The organism is Microcella alkalica (genome assembly GCF_014137945.1).
Classification (GTDB): Bacteria; Actinomycetota; Actinomycetes; order Actinomycetales; family Microbacteriaceae; genus Microcella; species Microcella alkalica.
This window is the reverse complement of the sequence record NZ_JACGWX010000012.1, coordinates 1-17,957: the sequence shown is the minus strand read 5'-3', so window position 1 is coordinate 17,957 and position 17,957 is coordinate 1. Positions and strand designations below refer to the sequence as shown.

The 17,957-nt window shown below is 70.9% G+C and carries 21 protein-coding genes, 2 tRNA genes and 1 pseudogene; 11 read left to right on the top strand and 13 right to left on the bottom strand.

The annotated features are described in order from the left end of the window. Positions 1–1,011: PspC domain-containing protein (locus FHX53_RS13315; RefSeq protein ID WP_182491894.1), on the bottom strand; the 1,011-nt coding region annotated here is incomplete at its 3' end. Positions 1,012–1,124: 113 nt separating this feature from the next. Between FHX53_RS13315 and FHX53_RS13310 the strand changes: the two genes are divergently transcribed. The 6 genes from FHX53_RS13310 (at position 1,125) to FHX53_RS13285 (ending at position 6,578) form a co-directional block, all read left to right on the top strand. Beyond that, positions 1,125–2,600 carry a PspC domain-containing protein gene (locus tag FHX53_RS13310; protein WP_182491893.1) on the top strand — a complete coding sequence of 492 codons (1,476 nt, stop codon included), beginning with the start codon at positions 1,125–1,127 and terminating at the stop codon, positions 2,598–2,600. After that, positions 2,597–2,878, top strand: coding sequence for a hypothetical protein (locus tag FHX53_RS13305; protein ID WP_182491892.1), 282 nt, complete (start codon positions 2,597–2,599; stop codon positions 2,876–2,878). The genes FHX53_RS13310 and FHX53_RS13305 overlap by 4 nt, the downstream gene beginning before the upstream one ends. A gap of 102 nt (positions 2,879–2,980) precedes the next feature. Continuing rightward, positions 2,981–3,874 carry an ABC transporter ATP-binding protein gene (locus tag FHX53_RS13300; RefSeq protein ID WP_182491891.1) on the top strand — a complete coding sequence of 298 codons (894 nt, stop codon included), beginning with the start codon at positions 2,981–2,983 and terminating at the stop codon, positions 3,872–3,874. Beyond that, the gene (locus FHX53_RS13295) at positions 3,871–4,749 is read left to right on the top strand and encodes an ABC transporter permease (protein WP_246335738.1); all 879 of its coding nucleotides are present in this window, start codon (positions 3,871–3,873) and stop codon (positions 4,747–4,749) included. Before FHX53_RS13300 ends, FHX53_RS13295 begins: the two co-directional genes overlap by 4 nt. Before the next feature lie 12 nt (positions 4,750–4,761). Next, on the top strand, positions 4,762–5,964 hold the full coding sequence (locus FHX53_RS13290) for a sensor histidine kinase (protein WP_182491890.1): 1,203 nt from the start codon (positions 4,762–4,764) through the stop codon (positions 5,962–5,964). Continuing rightward, positions 5,961–6,578, top strand: coding sequence for a response regulator (locus FHX53_RS13285; protein ID WP_182491889.1), 618 nt, complete (start codon positions 5,961–5,963; stop codon positions 6,576–6,578). The genes FHX53_RS13290 and FHX53_RS13285 overlap by 4 nt, the downstream gene beginning before the upstream one ends. 30 nt (positions 6,579–6,608) lie before the next feature. Here the strand turns inward: FHX53_RS13285 and FHX53_RS13280 are convergent, their stop codons facing one another. The 4 genes from FHX53_RS13280 to FHX53_RS13265 form a co-directional block, all read right to left on the bottom strand. Beyond that, positions 6,609–7,730: a UDP-N-acetylmuramate dehydrogenase gene (locus tag FHX53_RS13280; protein ID WP_182491888.1), complete on the bottom strand. Its 1,122-nt coding sequence runs from the start codon at positions 7,728–7,730 to the stop codon at positions 6,609–6,611. Between the two features lie 14 nt (positions 7,731–7,744). Beyond that, a complete protein-coding gene (locus FHX53_RS13275) occupies positions 7,745–8,158 on the bottom strand; it encodes a MaoC/PaaZ C-terminal domain-containing protein (RefSeq protein ID WP_182491887.1) in 414 nt (137 codons plus the stop codon). After that, complete coding sequence (locus FHX53_RS13270) at positions 8,155–8,604, bottom strand: FAS1-like dehydratase domain-containing protein (RefSeq protein WP_182491886.1); 450 nt, start codon at positions 8,602–8,604, stop codon at positions 8,155–8,157. The genes FHX53_RS13275 and FHX53_RS13270 overlap by 4 nt, the downstream gene beginning before the upstream one ends. 85 nt (positions 8,605–8,689) lie before the next feature. Further along, positions 8,690–9,574 (bottom strand): aminoglycoside phosphotransferase/kinase family protein, encoded by an 885-nt coding sequence (locus FHX53_RS13265; protein ID WP_182491885.1) that lies wholly within the window; start codon positions 9,572–9,574, stop codon positions 8,690–8,692. Positions 9,575–10,010: 436 nt separating this feature from the next. Between FHX53_RS13265 and FHX53_RS13260 the strand changes: the two genes are divergently transcribed. Then, positions 10,011–10,658 carry a hypothetical protein gene (locus FHX53_RS13260; RefSeq protein ID WP_182491884.1) on the top strand — a complete coding sequence of 216 codons (648 nt, stop codon included), beginning with the start codon at positions 10,011–10,013 and terminating at the stop codon, positions 10,656–10,658. Between the two features lie 20 nt (positions 10,659–10,678). Next, the gene (locus FHX53_RS13255) at positions 10,679–11,311 is read left to right on the top strand and encodes a LysE family transporter (protein ID WP_182491883.1); all 633 of its coding nucleotides are present in this window, start codon (positions 10,679–10,681) and stop codon (positions 11,309–11,311) included. A 22-nt stretch (positions 11,312–11,333) separates the two neighbouring features. Here the strand turns inward: FHX53_RS13255 and FHX53_RS13250 are convergent, their stop codons facing one another. Then, positions 11,334–11,699 carry a cupin domain-containing protein gene (locus FHX53_RS13250; protein WP_182491882.1) on the bottom strand — a complete coding sequence of 122 codons (366 nt, stop codon included), beginning with the start codon at positions 11,697–11,699 and terminating at the stop codon, positions 11,334–11,336. A 212-nt stretch (positions 11,700–11,911) separates the two neighbouring features. On the opposite strand from FHX53_RS13250, the gene FHX53_RS13245 reads away from it, so the two are divergent. Further along, positions 11,912–12,559, top strand: a complete 648-nt coding sequence (locus tag FHX53_RS13245) for a DUF3800 domain-containing protein (RefSeq protein ID WP_182491881.1) — start codon at positions 11,912–11,914, stop codon at positions 12,557–12,559. Positions 12,560–12,684: 125 nt separating this feature from the next. Here FHX53_RS13245 and istB read toward each other — a convergent pair whose 3' ends face one another. Next, positions 12,685–13,482 carry an IS21-like element helper ATPase IstB gene (gene istB / locus FHX53_RS13240; RefSeq protein WP_182490507.1) on the bottom strand — a complete coding sequence of 266 codons (798 nt, stop codon included), beginning with the start codon at positions 13,480–13,482 and terminating at the stop codon, positions 12,685–12,687. Then, the gene (istA, locus tag FHX53_RS13235; RefSeq protein ID WP_182490508.1) at positions 13,482–14,693 is read right to left on the bottom strand and encodes an IS21 family transposase; all 1,212 of its coding nucleotides are present in this window, start codon (positions 14,691–14,693) and stop codon (positions 13,482–13,484) included. Before istA ends, istB begins: the two co-directional genes overlap by 1 nt. 487 nt (positions 14,694–15,180) lie before the next feature. On the opposite strand from istA, the gene FHX53_RS13230 reads away from it, so the two are divergent. Next, positions 15,181–15,780 (top strand): hypothetical protein, encoded by a 600-nt coding sequence (locus tag FHX53_RS13230; protein WP_182491880.1) that lies wholly within the window; start codon positions 15,181–15,183, stop codon positions 15,778–15,780. A 206-nt stretch (positions 15,781–15,986) separates the two neighbouring features. Here the strand turns inward: FHX53_RS13230 and FHX53_RS13225 are convergent, their stop codons facing one another. Beyond that, a complete protein-coding gene (locus FHX53_RS13225; protein WP_182491614.1) occupies positions 15,987–16,325 on the bottom strand; it encodes a hypothetical protein in 339 nt (112 codons plus the stop codon). Between the two features lie 28 nt (positions 16,326–16,353). Between FHX53_RS13225 and FHX53_RS13220 the strand changes: the two genes are divergently transcribed. After that, positions 16,354–16,599 (top strand): DUF3263 domain-containing protein, encoded by a 246-nt coding sequence (locus tag FHX53_RS13220; RefSeq protein WP_182491615.1) that lies wholly within the window; start codon positions 16,354–16,356, stop codon positions 16,597–16,599. Here FHX53_RS13220 and FHX53_RS13215 read toward each other — a convergent pair. The 4 genes and pseudogenes from FHX53_RS13215 to FHX53_RS13200 all read right to left on the bottom strand — a co-directional run. Beyond that, positions 16,596–17,018, bottom strand: coding sequence for a hypothetical protein (locus FHX53_RS13215; protein WP_182491616.1), 423 nt, complete (start codon positions 17,016–17,018; stop codon positions 16,596–16,598). The genes FHX53_RS13220 and FHX53_RS13215 overlap by 4 nt on opposite strands. Before the next feature lie 249 nt (positions 17,019–17,267). After that, a tRNA-Met gene (locus tag FHX53_RS13210) sits at positions 17,268–17,341 on the bottom strand. A 33-nt stretch (positions 17,342–17,374) separates the two neighbouring features. Next, positions 17,375–17,446, bottom strand: a tRNA-Thr gene (locus FHX53_RS13205). A 93-nt stretch (positions 17,447–17,539) separates the two neighbouring features. Next, positions 17,540–17,957 (bottom strand): annotated as a pseudogene (locus tag FHX53_RS13200) (DUF3459 domain-containing protein); the annotation flags it as partial.

Genomic DNA, 17,957 nt, shown 5'->3' with positions numbered 1-17,957 from the left:
GAGCTCGAGGGCATCCGCCCGCAGTTCGACGTAGACGCTCACCTCGCCGCCTGCGTGGCGCGCCGCGTTGAGCATCGCCTCGCGCGCCGCCGCGAGCACGGGCTCGAACTCGTGGCCCGAGAAGTCTCCGGTCGTGACGACGTCGAAGCGCACGGGGTGCTGCAGCTCGATCTCGAGGGCAGCCTGCCGCAGCTGGGCGGCGAAGTCGGCATCGCTCGGCTTCGTTCCGGCGAAGAGCCAGTCGCGCAGCTCGCGCTCCTGCGCGCGGGCGAGGCGCGCGACCTCGCTGCCCGGCTCGGCCCGGTTCTGGATGAGCGCGAGCGTCTGCAGCACGCTGTCCTGCAGGTGGGCGGCGACTTCGGCGCGGCTCTCCTCCCGCACGCGCGCCGAACGCTCGGCGATGAGCGTCGACCACAGCCCGACGACGAGCGGAGCGACGAACACTCCCGTCCCGCCGACGATCATGATGAGCGCGACGATCACGGTCGTCGCGCCGGGGTTCGCGGCGAGCACGACGAGCGCGGTGACGATGAGCCCGCCTGCGGCGATCGAGCGCACGACGACGCCCTCCCGCTCGCCGCGCCCGGGGTCGTGCCGGTCGAGCAGCAGGCTCCAGGCGACGGATGCCCCCGCCAGCAGCAGCGTCGTGAACGCGGCATCGACGGGGTCGGCGCGGTCGCGCGTCACGGCGGCGGCGATCGTGACGAGCCCGGCGACCCCTGCGGCGACGAGCAGCAGGATCGCGCCGGGGACCCGGCGGCGCACGGCGAGGGGCGCATCCGCCCGCACCGGCACGGGAGCGTCGCCCGGCCGCTCCCCGCGCAGGGGCGTGAGCGCCCAGAGCCAGGCGTAGAGGAGGGCGCCGCCGCCGCCGAGGACGGCGAGGGCGACGAACGCGAACCTGACCCGCGGGAGCGACCAGCCCAGGTGGTCGGCGAGCGCCGTCGACACCCCGCTCAGCAGCACCTCGCGCGGGCGCGCGAGCGGCGGGCGGTCGAGAACGGCGGTCACGCGCCCAGTCAAGCATCCGGCGCGATGACCGGGCAGTCCCGGAGGGAAGATCAGGGGCCGATCAGGGGTGACCCCGATAGCGGCGGCACCACGGCGCGCGGGAGCATCGCCTCATGACCGATCCGACCCCGCCCGCCGGGGCGCCCGCCGCGCCCCCGCCGCCGCCGCCCGCGAGCGGCTCCTCCCGCTTCTTCTCCTGGCTGCGCTCGCTCAACGTCACCCGCGAGCCCGGCTGGCTCGGCGGCGTGGCCTCCGGCATCGCGCTGCGACTGCGCATCGACCCGCTCATCGTGCGCGGCATCCTCGTCGTGCTCGCGATCTTCGCCTTCCCCGTCGCGCTGCTCTACGCGCTCGCCTGGGCCATCCTTCCCGACCACACGAGCAAGATCCACGCCGAGGAGGTCTCGCGCGGCCGCGTCGAGGCCGGCTTCGTCGGCGCCGCGGTGCTGCTCGCGATCGCGCTTCTCGGGCTCGGCGACGGCGGACCCTGGTTGTGGGACGGCGGCTACGGCTGGGACGGCGGCTGGATGCTCGGCTCGCCCGGCATGGCGATCGCCGCGCTCGTCGGCCTCGTGTGGACGGTCGCCGTCATCGGCGGCATCGTCTGGCTCATCGTGTGGCTCGTGCGCCGCTCGAGGAGCACCGCCGCCACGCCCGCGGCGGGCGCGGCCAGCGCGACGTTCGTCGCCGGAGCGGGCACTGCATCCGCCGCCACCGCCGGCGCGACGAGCGCCGACGCGACCGCGACGACGCCGATGCCGGCCGCCGACGCCCCCGACGGCGACCTGGATGCCTGGCGCGCGCAGCAGAGCGCCGACCGCGCCCAGCGCGACGCCTTCGTCTCCGCCGACGAGGCCGCCCGCCGCCAGGCCGAGGCCGACCGCCTCGCCGCCGAGCGCCGCGCACGCGCTGCCGAGTACGAGCGGCAGCGCCAGCTGCGCCGCCGCACCCGCTCGCACCCGCTCTTCACGCTCGCGGCGATCGGCCTCGCGCTCATCGCCGGCGCCGTGACGACCCTCACCTCCGGCGGCACCGAGATCGAGCGCGGCGACGTCGTCCTCGGCTTCGCGGTCGCGATCGGCGCGCTCGGGCTCGCGATCATCATCAACGGCGTCATCGGCAAGCGCTCGGGCGGCTCGACGGGCGCCGCGATCATCGCCCTCGTCGGACTCGCGATCGCCGGCACCTCCCCCGGCCCCGGAAGCGACCTGCGCTTCGTCGGCTCGGGTGAGTACGCGCCGCTGTACACGGAGGACGACGACCAGGCATTCGTCGTCGGGGCGGGCTCGACCACGGTCGACCTCTCCGACTACTGGGACGGCACGCGCTCGGGCGCGGGGCTCGAGGGCGTCGTGTCGATCGTCGCGGGGGCGGGCGACGTCACGGTCGTCCTCCCGGAGTCAGGGGCCGTGGAGTGGGCGATCGTCTCAGGAGCGGGCGACGCGACTCTCGTCGCCGACGGCGACGCGCGCTCGATCCCCCGCGAGAGCGGGCTCGACTCCCCCGACGGCAGCGACCGCCTGCTGACGCTCGAGGTCGTCTCGGGCGCTGGCGACATCCTCTTCACCACGGAAGGAACGAACCGATGACCACCGACACCCCCTCCGGCGCGAGCGCCTGGGGCGCCGATGCCGAGCCGCTGCGACCGCGCGTCTCGACGATCATCTGGGGCGTGATCCTCGTCGGCATCGCCGCGCTCGCCCTGCTCTCCGAGCTCGGCCGGCTCGACGAGCTGCCCAACGGCTCGGTGCCGATCATCCTCGTCGCCGGCATCGGCGGGCTGCTCGTGGTCGGGGCGATCATCGGGGCGGCGACCTCGGGGCCCCGGGGCGAGAGCCGGGCATCCGGCGCCACGGGCCACCGCTAGCTGCACCGCCGTCCTCGCGGGCGGGGCCTCCGCCGATCGGTGGAGTCGACGACAGGCCGAACGGTCGTTGCCGACGGGGCCCCCGCCCGCGAGACTCGTGCCATGACCACTGCTCAGAACGTCGTCGAGGTGCGCGACCTGCGCAAGACCTACGGCGACACGGCGGCCGTCGACGGCGTGAGCTTCGACATCCACCGCGGCGAGACCTTCGCCCTGCTCGGCCCCAACGGCGCGGGCAAGTCGACCACCATCGAGATCCTCGAGGGGTACCGTCGCCGCACCTCGGGCGAGGTGCGCGTCCTCGGCGCCGACCCCGAGAGGGCGGGCCTCGACTGGAAGGCCCGGCTCGGCATCGTCCTGCAGAGCTCGGGCGAGGTCGGCGCGGTCACCGTGCGCGAGCAGCTCGCCCACTTCGCCGCCCTCTACCCGAACCCCCGCGACGTCGACGAGGTCATCGGCGCGGTCGGCCTCGAGGAGAAGGCCGGGGCGCTCATCCGCAAGCTCTCCGGCGGCCAGCGCCGCCGCGTCGACGTCGCCGTCGGCATCATCGGCCGCCCGGAGCTGCTCTTCCTCGACGAGCCGACGACGGGCTTCGACCCGGAGGCGCGCCGGAGCTTCTGGGCGCTCATCCGGCAGCTGCAGGGCGAGGGCACGACGATCCTCCTCACCACCCACTACCTCGACGAGGCGGCGCAGCTCGGCGACCGCGCGGGCATCATCGCGAGCGGCCGCATGGTCGACCTCGCGCCGATCGGTGAGCTGGGCGGGGCGGATGCGCGCATCCCGATCGTCCGGTGGGTCGAGCAGGGCGGCGTGCGCGAGGAGCGCACCCACGCCCCCGCGGCCGTGGCCGCCGCGCTCATCGACCGGCTCGGCGGGGAGCCCGAGGGGCTCGAGGTGATCCGCCCGAGCCTGGAGGACGTCTACCTCGACCTCGTCGGCCACGAGCACGCCGACGACCTCGCACCCGAGACCCTGACGGAGACCCGCGCATGACCGCACCGATGACCGCGACCGGCGCTACCGGCGCGCGCCCGGTGCCCCCCGGCCTCGGCTCGCCCCTCGCCCGCACCGTGCGCCTGGGTCTGCTGCGCATCGGCTACGAGGTGCGCGCGTACTTCCGGCAGGGCGACACGGTGTTCTTCACCTTCCTCTTCCCCGTCGTCATGCTCACGATCTTCTCCGTCTCGTTCAGCGAGGCGAGCTTCGAGCAGACCGCCGACGGCGACGACATCACCGCCGCGTGGTTCTTCCTGCCGGCGATGCTCGCCGCGGGTGTGCTGCTGAGCGGCCTGCAGAACCTCGCGATCGACATCGCCGCGGAGAAGAGCAACGGCACGCTCAAGCGCCTCGCCGGCTCGCCGCTGCCGGTCGTGAGCTATTTCATCGGCAAGATCGGGCAGTCGGTCGTGACGGGCGTGCTGCAGGCGGTGATCCTGCTGCTGCTCGCGTTCACCGTCTTTCAGGTGCCGCTGCCGGAGGAGCCCGCCCGTTGGGGCGACTTCGCGTGGATGTTCCTGCTCGGCGTCATCACCTCGGCGATCCTCGGCATCGCACTCTCGGCCGTGCCGCGCAGCGGAGCGTCGGCGACCGCCGTCGTGATTCCGATCACGCTCGTGCTGCAGTTCATCTCCGGCGTCTACCTGCGCTTCAGCGACCTGCCCGACTGGCTGCAGAGCGTGGCCTCGATCTTCCCCCTGAAGTGGATGGCGCAGGGCATGCGCAGCGTCTTCCTGCCCGACGAGCTCGTCGTGCTCGAGCAGAACGAGAGCTGGGATGAGCCGGGCATCGCGCTCGCGCTCGCCGTCTGGCTCGTCGCCGGGCTGATCCTCACGCGGCTCACGTTCCGCTGGATCCGTCGCGACTCGTAGAGCGGGCCCGTCATGAACGAGCGATCGGCTGCCGTGGGGCGCCTGACCTGGTGGGATGCGGCCGTCATCGGGGTCGCCGCCCTCCTGGCAGTGCTGCTCGTCCTGCAGACCGCCGAGCCGTGGCGACTCGCGACGGGCGGAGCAGGGCTCGCGCTGCTCGTCGTCTCGTGGGTCGCCCTCGGGCGCCGCGGCCCCGAGGCGCCGACCGCCCCGTGGTTCGTCGCGCTCGCGGCGCTCGCTGCGGGCATCGCCGTCGCCGGGTACCCGACGCTCGCGATCATCCAGGTCGTCGTCTACCCGATCGCCTGGGTCTACGCCCCGACCGTGCGGCGCGCGATCGTGCAGAACGTCGCCGTCGCGATCGCCGTCGGCGTCGGGTTCCTCGTCTCCCTCGGCGCAGAGCCGGAGAACCTCCCGCAGACCGGGTTCACGATCGCGCTCTCGCTCGGCTTCAGCCTCGCGATGGGGCTCTGGATCAGCCGCATGACCGAGCTCGGCGAGCGCAACGGCGCGCTGCTGCGCGAGCTGCAGGGCGCGCAGGAGCAGATCGCCGCGCTCAACCGCGACGCCGGCGCCGCCGCCGAGCGCGAGCGCCTCGCCCGCGAGCTGCACGACACGATCGCGCAGGACCTCACGGGGCTCGTGCTGCTCGCCCAGCGCGCCCGCCGCACGGGCGGCGACCCCGAGGTGCTCGCGCTCATCGAGGACGTGGCGCGCGAGACCCTCGGCGAGACGCGCGCCCTCGTCGCCGCGGGCGCCGCCGTCGCCGGGGCGACCGCGGCCGCGGACGCCGACGACCGCCTCGACCTCGCCGGCGCGCTCGACCGGCTCGCCGAGCGCTTCGAGCGCGAGACCGGCGCCGTCGTGACGATCGCGCGCGCCGAGCGCGACCCGGTCGCCGGTTCGGCGCTGCCGCGCGACGTCGAGGTGGTCGTGCTGCGGTGCGCGCAGGAGGCGCTCGCCAATGCGCGAAAGCACGCCCGGGCATCCCGCATCGAGATCGCGGTCGGGCGCACGCCCGACGCGGTCACCCTCCGCGTCGCGGACGACGGCATCGGCTTCGACCCGGCCGCCGCGCGCGACGGGTTCGGGCTCGCCGGCATGCGCGACCGCCTCGCCCTCGTCGAGGGATCGCTCGACGTCGCGAGCGCGCCCGGCCGCGGCACCGTGCTCGGGGTGCGCGTGCCCGTCGCGACCGCGGGGGTGCGCGCGTGATCCGCGTGCTCGTCGCCGACGACCATGCCGTCGTGCGCGCCGGCATCGTCGCGCTGCTCGACGACGTCGACGGCATCGAGGTCGTCGGGCAGGCCGCCGACGGCCTCGCCGCCGTGGAGGAGGCGCGTCGCCTGCGCCCCGATCTCGTCGTGCTGGACGTGCGGATGCCCGGCGCGACGGGCGATGTCGCGACGGCGCGCATCCGCGCCGAGCTGCCCGGCACGCGCGTGCTGATCCTCACGACGTACGAGTCGGATTCCACGATCATCGCCGCAATCGAGGCGGGCGCGAGCGGCTACCTGCTCAAGGCCGCCCCCGCGGAGGAGCTCGTCGAGGGCGTGCGCTCCGTCGCCCGCGGCGAGACGGCCCTCTCGCCCGCGATCGCCGCGCAGCTCGTCGCCCGGCTGCGCGCCCCCGCTCCGGCCGAGCTCACGCCGCGCGAGCTCGACGTGCTGCGCCTCGTCGCAGCGGGTTGCTCGAACCGCGTCATCGGCGAGCGCCTCTTCATCGGCGAGGCGACCGTGAAGAGCCATCTGCTGCGCGTGTTCGAGAAGCTCGGGGTGCACGACCGCACGCGCGCGGTGACCCTCGCGATGGAGCGCGGGCTGCTGTAGTCGGTGCCGGCGTCGGCCGAGCGTCGGGCGCTAGAGCTCGAGGTTCACGAATACGGGCTCGGGGTGCAGCACGACCCCGAACTCGCTCATCACCCGCGTCCGGATGTACCGCGCGAGCTGCGCGATCTCGCCCGCCGTGGCTCCGCCCGTGTTGATGAGCGCGAGCGTGTGCTTCGTCGACACCGCGGCCCGCGAGCCCGGTAGGGCGAAGCCGCGCGTGATGCCGGCGTGCTCGATGAGCCAGGCGGCGCTGAGCTTGACCTCGTGCGAGGCGGGCTCGGCCGGCGGTGCGGGCTCCGCGCCGAGCGGCACGGCGAGCGCGGGCGGCTCGGGGGCGAGCGGCCAGCGCGGGGCATCCGTCGGGAGCGTGCGCGCGAACGCCTCGCTCACGATCGGATTGGTGAAGAACGAGCCGGCGCTCACCGAGTTCGGGTCGGCCGCGTCGAGCACCATGCCCTTGCCGGCGCGCAGCGCGAGCACCGCGGCGCGCACGCCGACGAGAGGCGCGCGCTCGCCGATCGCGACGCCGAGCGCCTCGCCGAGCTGGGCGTACTGCACCGGCCGGCTGCGGGCATCCGCGTTCTGCTCGAGAGCGAGGTCGACGCTCAGGACGACCGCGCGGGTTCCGCCGTGCTTGAGCACGCTCGTGCGGTAGCCGAGCTTCAGCTCAGGCGCGGGGATCGTGCGGCGCTCGCCGTCGTCGTCGAGCACCTCGACGGCGATGAGGCTCTCGGCGACCTCCTGCCCGTACGCGCCGATGTTCTGGATCGGGGCGGCGCCCGTCGAGCCGGGGATGCCCGACATCGCCTCGAGCCCCGCCCACCCGTTCTCGACGGTGAGGGCCACGAGCGCGTCCCAGTCCTCGCCCGCCTGCACGCGGAGGCGGATCGGGCGGCTCGAGCCGGGCGCATCGGGCAGTCGCTCGACGCCGCGGGTGGCGATGCGGATGACCGTGCCGTCGACGCCCTCGTCTCCGATGACGACGTTCGAGCCGCCGCCGAGCACCATCCAGTCGTCGTAGCCGGACTGCGCCTCGCGCACGGCGTCGACGAGCTCGTCGGTCGTCGCGGCCTCGACGAAGCGCGCGGCGGGGCCGCCGACGCGCAGGGTGGTGTGGGAGGAGAGCGGCTCGTTCTCGCGGGTCGTCGTCATCGTCTGGACGCGGGTCAGAGCGCGGTGACGCGCACCTGCGCCTTGCCCAGCACGGTCTGCTCGCCGACCGTCGCGGTGAGGTCTATGCGGGCTCCGGCGTCATCCAGCACCCCGACCCGGGCCGCGACCGTCACGACGGCGCCGATCTGCCGGTCGACGACGACGGGGCGCGTGAATCGCACCTGGTAGTCGCTGACCCAGCCACGGGCATCCAGCCAGTCGATCACCGGCTGCACGGCGAAGCCCATCGTCAGCATTCCGTGGGCGAGCACGCCCGGCAGGCCGACGGCGGCAGCCACGTCGTCGCGATAGTGGATGGGGTTGAAGTCGCCGCTCGCCCCGGCGTAGCGCACGAGGGTGTCGCGCGTCAGCGGGAACGAGCGCTCGGCCACGACCTGGCCGACCTCGAGACCGTCGAGCAGGCTCATGCGTCGTCCCCCCGCACGACGAGCGTCGAGATGCTCGTGACGACGTGGGCGCCGTCGGCGTCGACCATCGCGGTCTCGCTCGTGATCATGCTGTTGCCGCCGAGGGACTTGATGCTCGTCACGCGCAGCGTCGCGGTGAGCTCGTCGCCCGCGACGATCGGGCGCGAGTAGGTGAAACGCTGGTCGCCGTGCACGACGCGGCTGAAGTCGATGCCCGCGTCGGGCTCGGCGAGCAGCTGCGTGAGCGTCGCGTCGGCGACGACGATCGGGAAGGTCGGGGGAGCGACGACGTCGGCGAAGCCCGCGGCGCGTGCGGCCTCCGGGTCGTGGTGCAGCGAGGCCGTGGCGAGCACGGCGCGCGCGAACTCGCGCACCTTCTCGCGCCCCACGAGGTAGGGAGCGACGGGCGGGAAGTCGCGCTCAGTCAGAGCGGGGTTCACGGGCACCGGCCCAGTCTAGGCGGGGCGGGCGCGGCGGGCTCCTGTTCGCTGGCCGACGATCAGGGGGCGGATGCTCGGCGCGGGCATCCCGTCAGTACAGGGTCTCCCCCAGCAGCCGGTCGAGCATCTCGCGCCCTTGCGCCGCGAAGACGAGGTCGTCGTGCTCGACCGCCCACGCGATCGTCGAGATCGCGCTGACCGCGTGGAAGGCGTGCAGCATGGCGTGGTCGCGCTCGTCGGGGCGGCGGCCGTAGCCGTCGAGGAAGGACTCGCGCAGCAGCGGGGCGTCGAGCCACTCGCGCTGCTCGAGACGGAACAGATCGACCGCCCACGGCTCGAACTCGACCGCGGCGAAGTCGATGAGTCGGACGTGACCGTCGAGGCCGAGCATCCAGTTGCGGGAGGAGTTGTCGCGATGGGCTGGCACCATCGGCAGAGGCCCGAGGTCGAGCGAGGTCTTCGCGATGCGCCGGGCGATCGCGAGCTTGGCCTCGCTCGCGGCATCGCCGATGCGGTCGGCCCAGTAGGCGAACTTCGATATGACCGCGTCGCCGAAGTGGTCGTTGATGATCGCGGGCGTCGAGTCGTGGAGGCGGCGCAGCGCCTCGCCGGCGCGCACGTGCACGACCGGGTCGTGCTCGGCATCCGAGCCCTCGACGAGCGCGCCCGGCACGCGCGACAGGATCAGCAGCTGCAGTCGGTCGTCGCTCGCGACGAGGCGCGGAGCGTCGCCCCCGAGCGCGGGCACGTAGAGCTGGTAGGCCGAGAGCTCGCGGTGGTAGTTGCGGCCGCCGCGGTGCCATTTGGCGATCGCGTGCTCGTCGCCGCGCGTGCGCACCTCGAGCACGCGGGCCTCGCCGTGCGCCCACGAGAGGTCGGCGACGACGTCGACGGGCCCGAGCACGCGGTGCACGTGGTCGAGCGCCTCGGCATCGGAGGCGATCTCCTCGACGACGCTGTCAGGGGCGCGGTACACGGCGGTCCTCCTCGGTGCGGGCGGCGGGGGCCGATGGGGCCCCGGATACGGACGAAGCCCCGGTCACCGAAGAGGTGAGCCGGGGCTTCGTGGAGTCAATGACCGATGACTACTGGCAGCTCTCGCACTGCAGCATGTCCATCGGGTCGACGGGCACCGCGTAGCCGCCGACGGTCTCGTTGTCGTTGTCCATTGCGGACCTCCTGTCGAATCGTCCTCCGGCCTGCCTGGCCGGTGGAGTCACACTATATAACGGGAATGACAGGGATGTCATTCCCCTATATGTAGTGTTTCGGCGTGTCGCGCGAGATTTCTCGGATGCCCCTCTCGCGGCGTACGCGCAGGCGGCGGCCCCGCGGTCGCCGTAGCCTGGATGCGCCGCGGATGATCCCCGCGGCTCGCCCGGGCTGACGCCCCGACAGACATGAAGGCCGCCATGCGCTTCTGGTCACGCCGCGCCGCGCGCGATGAGGCTCGACCGCGCCGTCCGCGCCCCTTCGAGACGCTCGACAACCTCGACCACCTCGTCGACGAGGGCCATCTCGTCGCTCTCGCGGCCGTGCATCTGTCGACCAAGAACGAGATCGTGCTGCGCACCCTGCGCGATGGCGGCTCGTGGAACGAGGAGGACGGCGTCGCGATGGCGCAGCGCGCGGTCGACGCCCTGCTCATCGAGCTGGGCCAGACGGCGCACCGGCTCTCGAAGGAGACCCAGCGCGCGACCCCCCTGCCGCTGCCCGACCCGGACGCCCCCGGCGCGCGCCGCCCGGGCCGCGCCGAGCGCGCACGACTGGCCCGCCTGCGCAAGCACTTCGAGCGGCAGCGCGAGGAGTCGGAGCGCCTGAGCGCCCGCACGCGCACGATGCGCGGCGTCATGGACCGCCTCCGCACCACGCGTCAGGACGACGAGACGCTGCGGGAGATCGCCCTCCGCGCGCGCGACGACACCCTCGCTGAGCTCGTCCACGCGCGGCTGATCCCCCGCCGCGCGATCGTTCAGCAGACAGAGGAGGAGCAGCGCGAAGCCATCGCCGGCGTCAAGGCCGACCTCGCGCGCCTGCTCGAGGAGCACGAGGGGTACTGACCGGCGCTAGCATCACGATCGTGAGCGCGACCGAGGCCCTGTGGCAGTTCGCGATCGTCGCCGCCCTTCTCACGATCACCCCGGGCATGGACTCCGCCCTCGTGCTGCACGCCGCCATCCGCCACGGCCGCGGCCCGGCCTTCGCCGCCGGCGCCGGCATCTGCCTCGGAGCCCTCGTCTGGGGCATAGCCGCTGCCCTCGGGCTCTCTGCGCTCTTCGCCGTCTCGGCGCTCGCCTTCACGGTGCTCAAGGTCGTCGGCGCCGCGTACCTCATCTTCTTGGGGGCGCGGATGCTGTGGTCGGCATTCCGCCCCGGCCACGCCGCCGCCGCGCCGGCCGCGATCGCGGCGCCGGGCATCCGCGCCGCCGCGACGAAGGGGCTGCTGACGACGCTGCTGAACCCGAAGGTCGCAGTGTTCTACGTCGCCGTGCTGCCGGCGTTTCTGCCCGCCGACGTGCCCGCGGCGCTGTTCGGCGCAGCGCTCGCGAGCATCCACGCGCTCGAGAGCGCGGTGTGGTTCACGGTGCTCATCCTCGGCGCGCAGGCGCTGCGGCGCTGGATGGCGCGCGAGTCGACGCAGCGCGGCATCGACGTCGTGACGGGGCTCGCGTTCGTCGGCTTCGGCGCCGCGCTCGCCTTCACCGAGCAGTAGGGCGGCGCCGATGCACCCCGCCTCAGGAGCCGCGGGCGTACTGCTCCGCCGTCATGGACTCGAACTCGTAGCCGACGTACGTCTCGTCGCCCACCACCCAGGCGTCGTGCCCCGGCTCGATGACGTAGGCGTCGCCAGGGCCCGCTTCGAACTCGGATCCGTCTCCGTGCGCCACATGGAGGCGACCGGCGACGACCGCGCCGACATGCCGGGCCTGGCAGGAGTCGGTTCCGGCGATGGGCTTCACTGCCTCCGACCACCGCCACCCCGGCTCGAAGGTGAAGCGGCCCGCGGTCGTTCCCTCAAGCTTGAGGATGTCGACTCGCGTCTTAGGGGGCGTGCGCTGTTCATCGGGAGAATCGAACGAACGAGATTGTGCACCGGTCATGATGAGCGCGCACTCCGCTCTGATCGGAGCCGGGCTGACGATCCTCGCCGCACTGCTGGGCTACGCGAAGTCCGACCGAACCGCCGCCGCGATGCCTTCATAAGCGCGTACACAGCGCCCCCGACCCTCCTAACGCGGAGGTCGGGGGCTCTTCGTGTTGGCTGGACGTCCAACTAAATCTTGAGGATCTGCCACGCCCGTAGGATTGCCCAATGCATGCGTTCGTGGACGATTCCGGCTGTTCCGGGGTGAAGTTCGACCGGGGGTCGACTCGCTTCCTGGTGCTGGCGGCATGCGTCTTCACGGAGCCTGAGCACATGGAAGAGGCAGCGGGCGCGATCCTCGCATGCCGAGACGGCCTAGGCCGCGCCGCTCGCTCGGAGTTCAAGTACATGAAGACGAACGGGTCCGTCAAGGACGCGTTCTTCGCGTGCACAAAGACGCTGAAGTATGACGGAAGGGCGATCGTCATCGACAAGACGAAGATCCACAGTGTGGCCCTGATCAAGAAGCCCGGCTACATGCAGAACTACGCCATCAGACAGATCTTCGGGAACACGCTCGGGACCGTCCGTGATGCGAAGCTCGTGATCGATGGAGTCGACAAACAGGCATTCGGCCTCAACAGCTCTGGCTACTTCCTGCGCGAGGTCAACCAGCAGGCGCCCGGCACCCTGAGGAAGGTCACGTTCGACGACTCGGTTCGTAACCCGCTGATCCAGCTCGCCGACATGACGGCCGGCGCGATCCGGCGCCACTACGAGAAGACCGAGAGCTCGAATCCGCTGCACTTCGCGATGATCAAAGGCAGGACCCGGTACCCGCGCGGCAGCCTGTGGGACTTCACGGGCGAGAAGTGAAGCGACCCGCCCCCTAGCCCGTGAAGGGCACGCACACCATACGGTGACTGTTCGGGGAGCGGGTGTCGGCGACGCTCGAAAACTGAACGGTTTCGGCGCTTGAAAAGTGAACGTTTGTGGGCAGTTTAGTTGGCTGATTCGCCATTGGCGGTTCGCGTGCTGGGGAGGCTGTCGATGCCGCGTCCGCGGAGCCGATAGCTGGCGCCCTTCAGCGTGATCACGTCGGCGTGGTGGACGATGCGGTCGATCATGGCTGCGGCGACTGCCTGGTCCCCGAAGACGCCGCCCCAGCCGGAGAACGGCAGGTTGCTGGTGAGTACGAGAGATGCGTGCTCGTAGCGGGATGAGACAAGCTGGAAGAACAGGTTCGCGGCGTCCTGCTCGAAGGGGAGGTATCCGACTTCGTCGACGATGATCAGCCCGTAGCGGCGGAGCCGGGCGAGCTCAGCCGGGAGCCGGCCGTGCCGGTGGGCGTCGCCGAGACGGGTGACCCAGTCAGTCGCCGTTGCAAACAGCACACGGTGCCCGTGCCGGGCTGCGATGATGCCGAGGCCGGTCGCGAGGTGCGTCTTCCCGGTCCCGGGCGGGCCCAGGAGCACGACGTTGCGGGCCTCGGTCAGGAAAGCGCCGGAGGCGAGTGAGGCAACCTGTTGCCGCACTGCCGATTGCGCGTCCCAGTCGAAGTCGTCGATCGTCTTGCGGGCGCCGAAGGCCGCGGCGCGGATGCGCAGTTCGGCGCCGGAGGCGTTGCGGGCGGACACCTCGCGTTCCAGGACCGCGGCGAGGTAGTCCTCGTGGGTCCAACCTGCGTCGCGGGCCTGCTCCGCCAGCCGGGTCGCGGCCTCGACGATGCGGGGGGCCTTCAGCGCGGCGGCGAGGTAGTGGATTTGCTTGACCGCCTCGGCGCTGGTGACGGCGCCCATCAGCTGACCTCCTCGTCGATCAACCCGAACGCTCTGTCGTAGTCGGCAAGATCGCGGGTCAGGTCCCCCGCAACCTGCGCCGTGCGCGGCTGCTGGAACTGCCGACGCAGCCGTGCCGCCGTCTGGACGTGATTAGGGTCAGTGACAGTGATCCCGCGTGCCCAGATGCGGGCGTGGTCGGCGACGATACGCCCGTCAGCACGCACCCGCACCCGTTCCAGATCTGCGCTCACGTCGACGAGGCGACCAATCAGGGTCGGGTCAACGGAGTAGTCGTTCGTATCCAGACGAACGTAGTAGTCGCGGCCGAGGCGGACCCTGTTGCGCCAGCCCAGATGCAACGGGATCGGCGGCAACGGCAGCATCCCGGCCCGATCCGCTTCCAACCGATCGATGGGTGCGGCCTTGGTCGTGCGCACCACCCGCGCGTTCGCTTTGACCAGCCAGTCGGTGAACTGGGCGTTGAAGTCCGCGGGGGAGGCGAACGAGCGGCCGGGCATGAACGAGGTCTCGAACCACCCGTTGCGGCGCTCGACCACGCCCTTGGACTCCGGGTCGTTCGGCGGCAGGAGCACAAGCCTGGTTGCCAGGGTGCCCATGAAGGTCGCGACGCCCTCCGCTCGGCGGTTGCCGCGCCCGATGCCGGGCTCGTTGTCCCAGATCAGCCGGCGTGGGACCCGCCCCAGCTGCCGGATCACCTCCCACGACCCCAGCAGCAGATCCTCCGTTCTGCGTGTCGGGATCATCCGGCCGGTGACGAACCGCGAGTGCGCGGACGTGATCACCAACACCGGCAGCAGCTTCGCCGTGCCGTCCTCCAGCGGTATCTTCCGCGGCGGGAACCAGAGGTCGCATTGCGCTGCATCCCCCGGTTCCCAGTTCAACCGGTCCGCGGGATCAACTCGTCGGTGCTCCGGCCGCAGCGCCTTCACATTCTGACGGAACCAGGTCATCGACCCCGTCCAGTCAACGCGCTCCGCAATCACCGTCGCCGGCATGTCCGGCGTCTCGGCCAGCAGCGCCCGCACCCGCAGCTCGAACACGGAGAACGACGTCGCCTGCGGAGCCCGAACATACCGTGGCGGCGCGTCCGAGTTCACCGCCTTCACCACCGTCGTCCGCGACACCGCCAACCGCTCGGCAATCCGCGCCTTAGGCACGCCCTCCGCAGCGAGCCTCCTGATCAATGCCCAGTCTTCCAAAGTGATCACTCTCCAATCGTTGAGTGTTCACTTTTCGAGCGTCGTTACTGTCCAGTTTTCGAGCGTCGTCGACAGCGGGTCTTTGTGGTTTCGATAATACGCGCTCAGCTTCGCACTAGATAGCGTGCGCTTGTCCTCTCTTTGGGGGACACCTTGGATGATCATTCCCCCAATGCTTGGACCCCCACACCTTCATCGTTGCCCGCAGGGTGTCCGAGACTTTGGCGATCGCTGGGACGGGTCCTCTCCCTTGCGTTACTCCGGGTCGCCCGCGCTTCGCGGCGCGGGGGCTTTCGCTGTCCTCTGTAGTAGACAGGGCGGTCCCCCTAAGTGCCGACTTTCCGTCACGTTACGATCCCTCAAGACTGGCGACCGTGGGGGCATTACCGCCTCCGCCGAAGGGAAAACAATGAGGTTTATCCAAGCGGCGTTGTCCACGGCAGTGGTAGCGCTTTTGTCAGTTGCAGTTGCGATGCCGGCCAACGCGGCCCCGCCCGTGGCCGAGCCCATCAGCGCGAGTGTGGTGGAGGATCCAAACCGTGAGGCCCGGGAGTTTCTGACGGCCTACGGTGTCGACAAGAAGACCCAGCGAGCCCTGTTCGAGAAGCTCGAGGCTGGTCTGCCGTGGGACTCGTTCACAAGCAATTCGGTTCCAGTTAGCACAGCGGACTACGTCGAGGATGGATTCCAGGTCACCGAGAGCCGCTACGCCGACGGTTCTGTATCGGTGTCGCGCATGCAGATCCCGGTGAAGGCTGCCGCGACCGGCGACTTCTCAGTGATGAGCAGCCCCAACAGCTGCACCATCGGCTCGAACGGAGCGCGGACGAACTGCATCGTCGACATGTGGGTCGGCGCTGTCAGCATGTCCTTCCGTGCCAACTACAACGTTGTGACGAGTGTCGTTTCCAGCGTTTGGGGTGCCTCCTATTCCATTGGCGCCGCTTGCTCGGCTTCCGTCTCCTATTTGGGACGGCCCACCAGTAACATCGGACTGCTGACCGTGACGGCGCAGATGTGCGTGATCGGTTACGCGAGCGCGTTCAACCTGCAGGTCACGCTGAGCAAGGGAATCGCGACAGAGAGTTGGTGGTGATCAACATGGCGGAATGGAATGCACTCGTTGTGCTCCAGATAGTTCTAGTGGTCGCACTGATCGGCGGTGTGTGGCTGTTCATCCGCTCGAGGCGGAACCGCGGTCAGGCGTCCGGCCAGTCCAAGGTCCACTGAAGCATCTAGCTACTCCGGCGCCCCGCGTCCCGCCTTCGGGTGGGCCGCGGGGCGTCTTCGTCGTTCCCGTTGTCAACTGACGAGGTGCGCGGGGTAGCCGGCGAAGTCGCCGGGCCCGTGCCGTGCGAGGTAGGCACGGTGGGCGAGCTCGCATGCGGCGCGGAGTGACCTGCAATAGCCAAGCAGTCGGCGGTCGGCGGACTTCTCCGCCCAGGTGACGGCCCGGTAGCCCCGCTCGCCCTTGATCTCGATGACGCGCACAACGGCGAACGGGACAGCCATCGGGTCGACGAGGAGCCATTCGCCGGTCGCGTACTCGTGCGCGGCGAGGATCGGGTGCCAGTCGGCCCCGGTCGCTCCTGTCGAGGGGAGCAGCCCGGCCGCTGCGGAGTCGATGGTACCCGCGCGCACTGTCGGTGGTCGACTGGACGATAGAGCCATGACGACGCAGCTGAATGAGGTCGCACGCGAGATGCTCGAGTTCGAGACCCGCGCATGGCCGTCCCCGCATCGCAAAGAGCGGGCCATCCGCGCGCGCTTCTCGATCAGCCCGGTTCGCTACTACCAGCGCCTGTGGGCGTTGATCGACGGCGTGCGTGTCGAGCAGTTCGACCCGATGGTCGTGCACCGACTACGGAGGATGCGAGATTGTGGGTCGGTATCGAGAGTGCACGCTTCCAGCTAGAGGTACGGCGACCAGGCTTCGAACTTGGACTTCACGGCGTCCATGGCGCGTTCAAACTCGACGGCGAGCCCGATGCAGTCCCCCTCGTCGCCGATGCCACATCCAGCATCGGTCCATGCCGCTCCAGCCTCGACCGCTGCGCCCGTGAGCGCGATCGTGTCGGAGTAGAGATCCGCGATCTCGTCAGGGACAGCGCCGAGGTAGGTGTTGCCCTCCTCGAAACTTGCGCCGGCGACGACGATGTCGTTCGTCTGAGCGATGAACGAAGCGGAGGAGAGCATCAGATTGCAGTCCACGGCAGCGGAGGCCAGACCCGAGCAGGTGGCTTCGTCCCAGCCCTGGTACCAATCGTCAAGGTCGGCCTTGCGCTCCGCGACGAGGCTTGCCCAGCGTTCTACCGACGCCTCCGGCTGCGCCACTTCTGCTTCCGCGCTAGGACTCGTGGTTGCACGCTGCTCGCTCACATCCTCCGTCGGAGCGCTGCAGGCGGAAAGGACGAGGACGACGGATACGGTCGCTACCGAGAATATTGACGATCTGCTCACGTTTTGAAGATCGCACGGATCACCATCCGGCGCAAGGCCGAGGCCCGCACCGCGATTGAGTGGGGTAAACGTGGACTTCCGACCGCCAGGGCGGTTCCGGAACCGCCTTTTCTGCGAACTTTGTAGCGAGGGCGGGACTCGAACCCGCGACACCACGATTATGAGCCGTGTGCTCTAACCACCTGAGCTACCCCGCCGGGCAGGCTTCCGGCGCGAACCGGAAGTACCAGAGCCCCGAGTCAGGATTGAACTGACGACCCCTTCCTTACCATGGAAGTGCTCTACCACTGAGCTATCGGGGCGCTGCCGAGACCCTACCGGGCTTCGGCACCAGAGAAGATTAGCACCCGTCGGCGCACCATCCGAAACGCGGTCGGGCCGTGCGCGGGCGCGCGTCAGCGGGGGGCGGGGACCTCCTCCGAGCCGAACGCGGGGAGGGCGACGCCGGGCAGGGACCACGCGGTGAAGGACATCCCTCGCGACCGGATGCGGGCATCCGCGAGCTCGCCGTCACCGGTCACGCGCACGGCATCGCCGGCGATCGCGGAGGCCGGCAGCGCGATGTCGGCGTCCGCGCGCGCGGCGCAGACGAGGATGCTCTCCTCCGCCGTCTCGCGCACGAACACGAGCGCGTCGGCGGAGGCGTGCAGCCAGCGCATGCCGCCGTGGGTGAGGGCGGGGTGCGCGCGGCGCAGGGCGATGAGCTCGGCGTACAGGTCGATCGTGTCGGTGTGCTCGTCGACGCGGCTCCAGGGCATCGTCGTGCGCGAGTGCTCGCCGTTCGTGCCCGTGTGACCGAACTCGTCGCCCGCA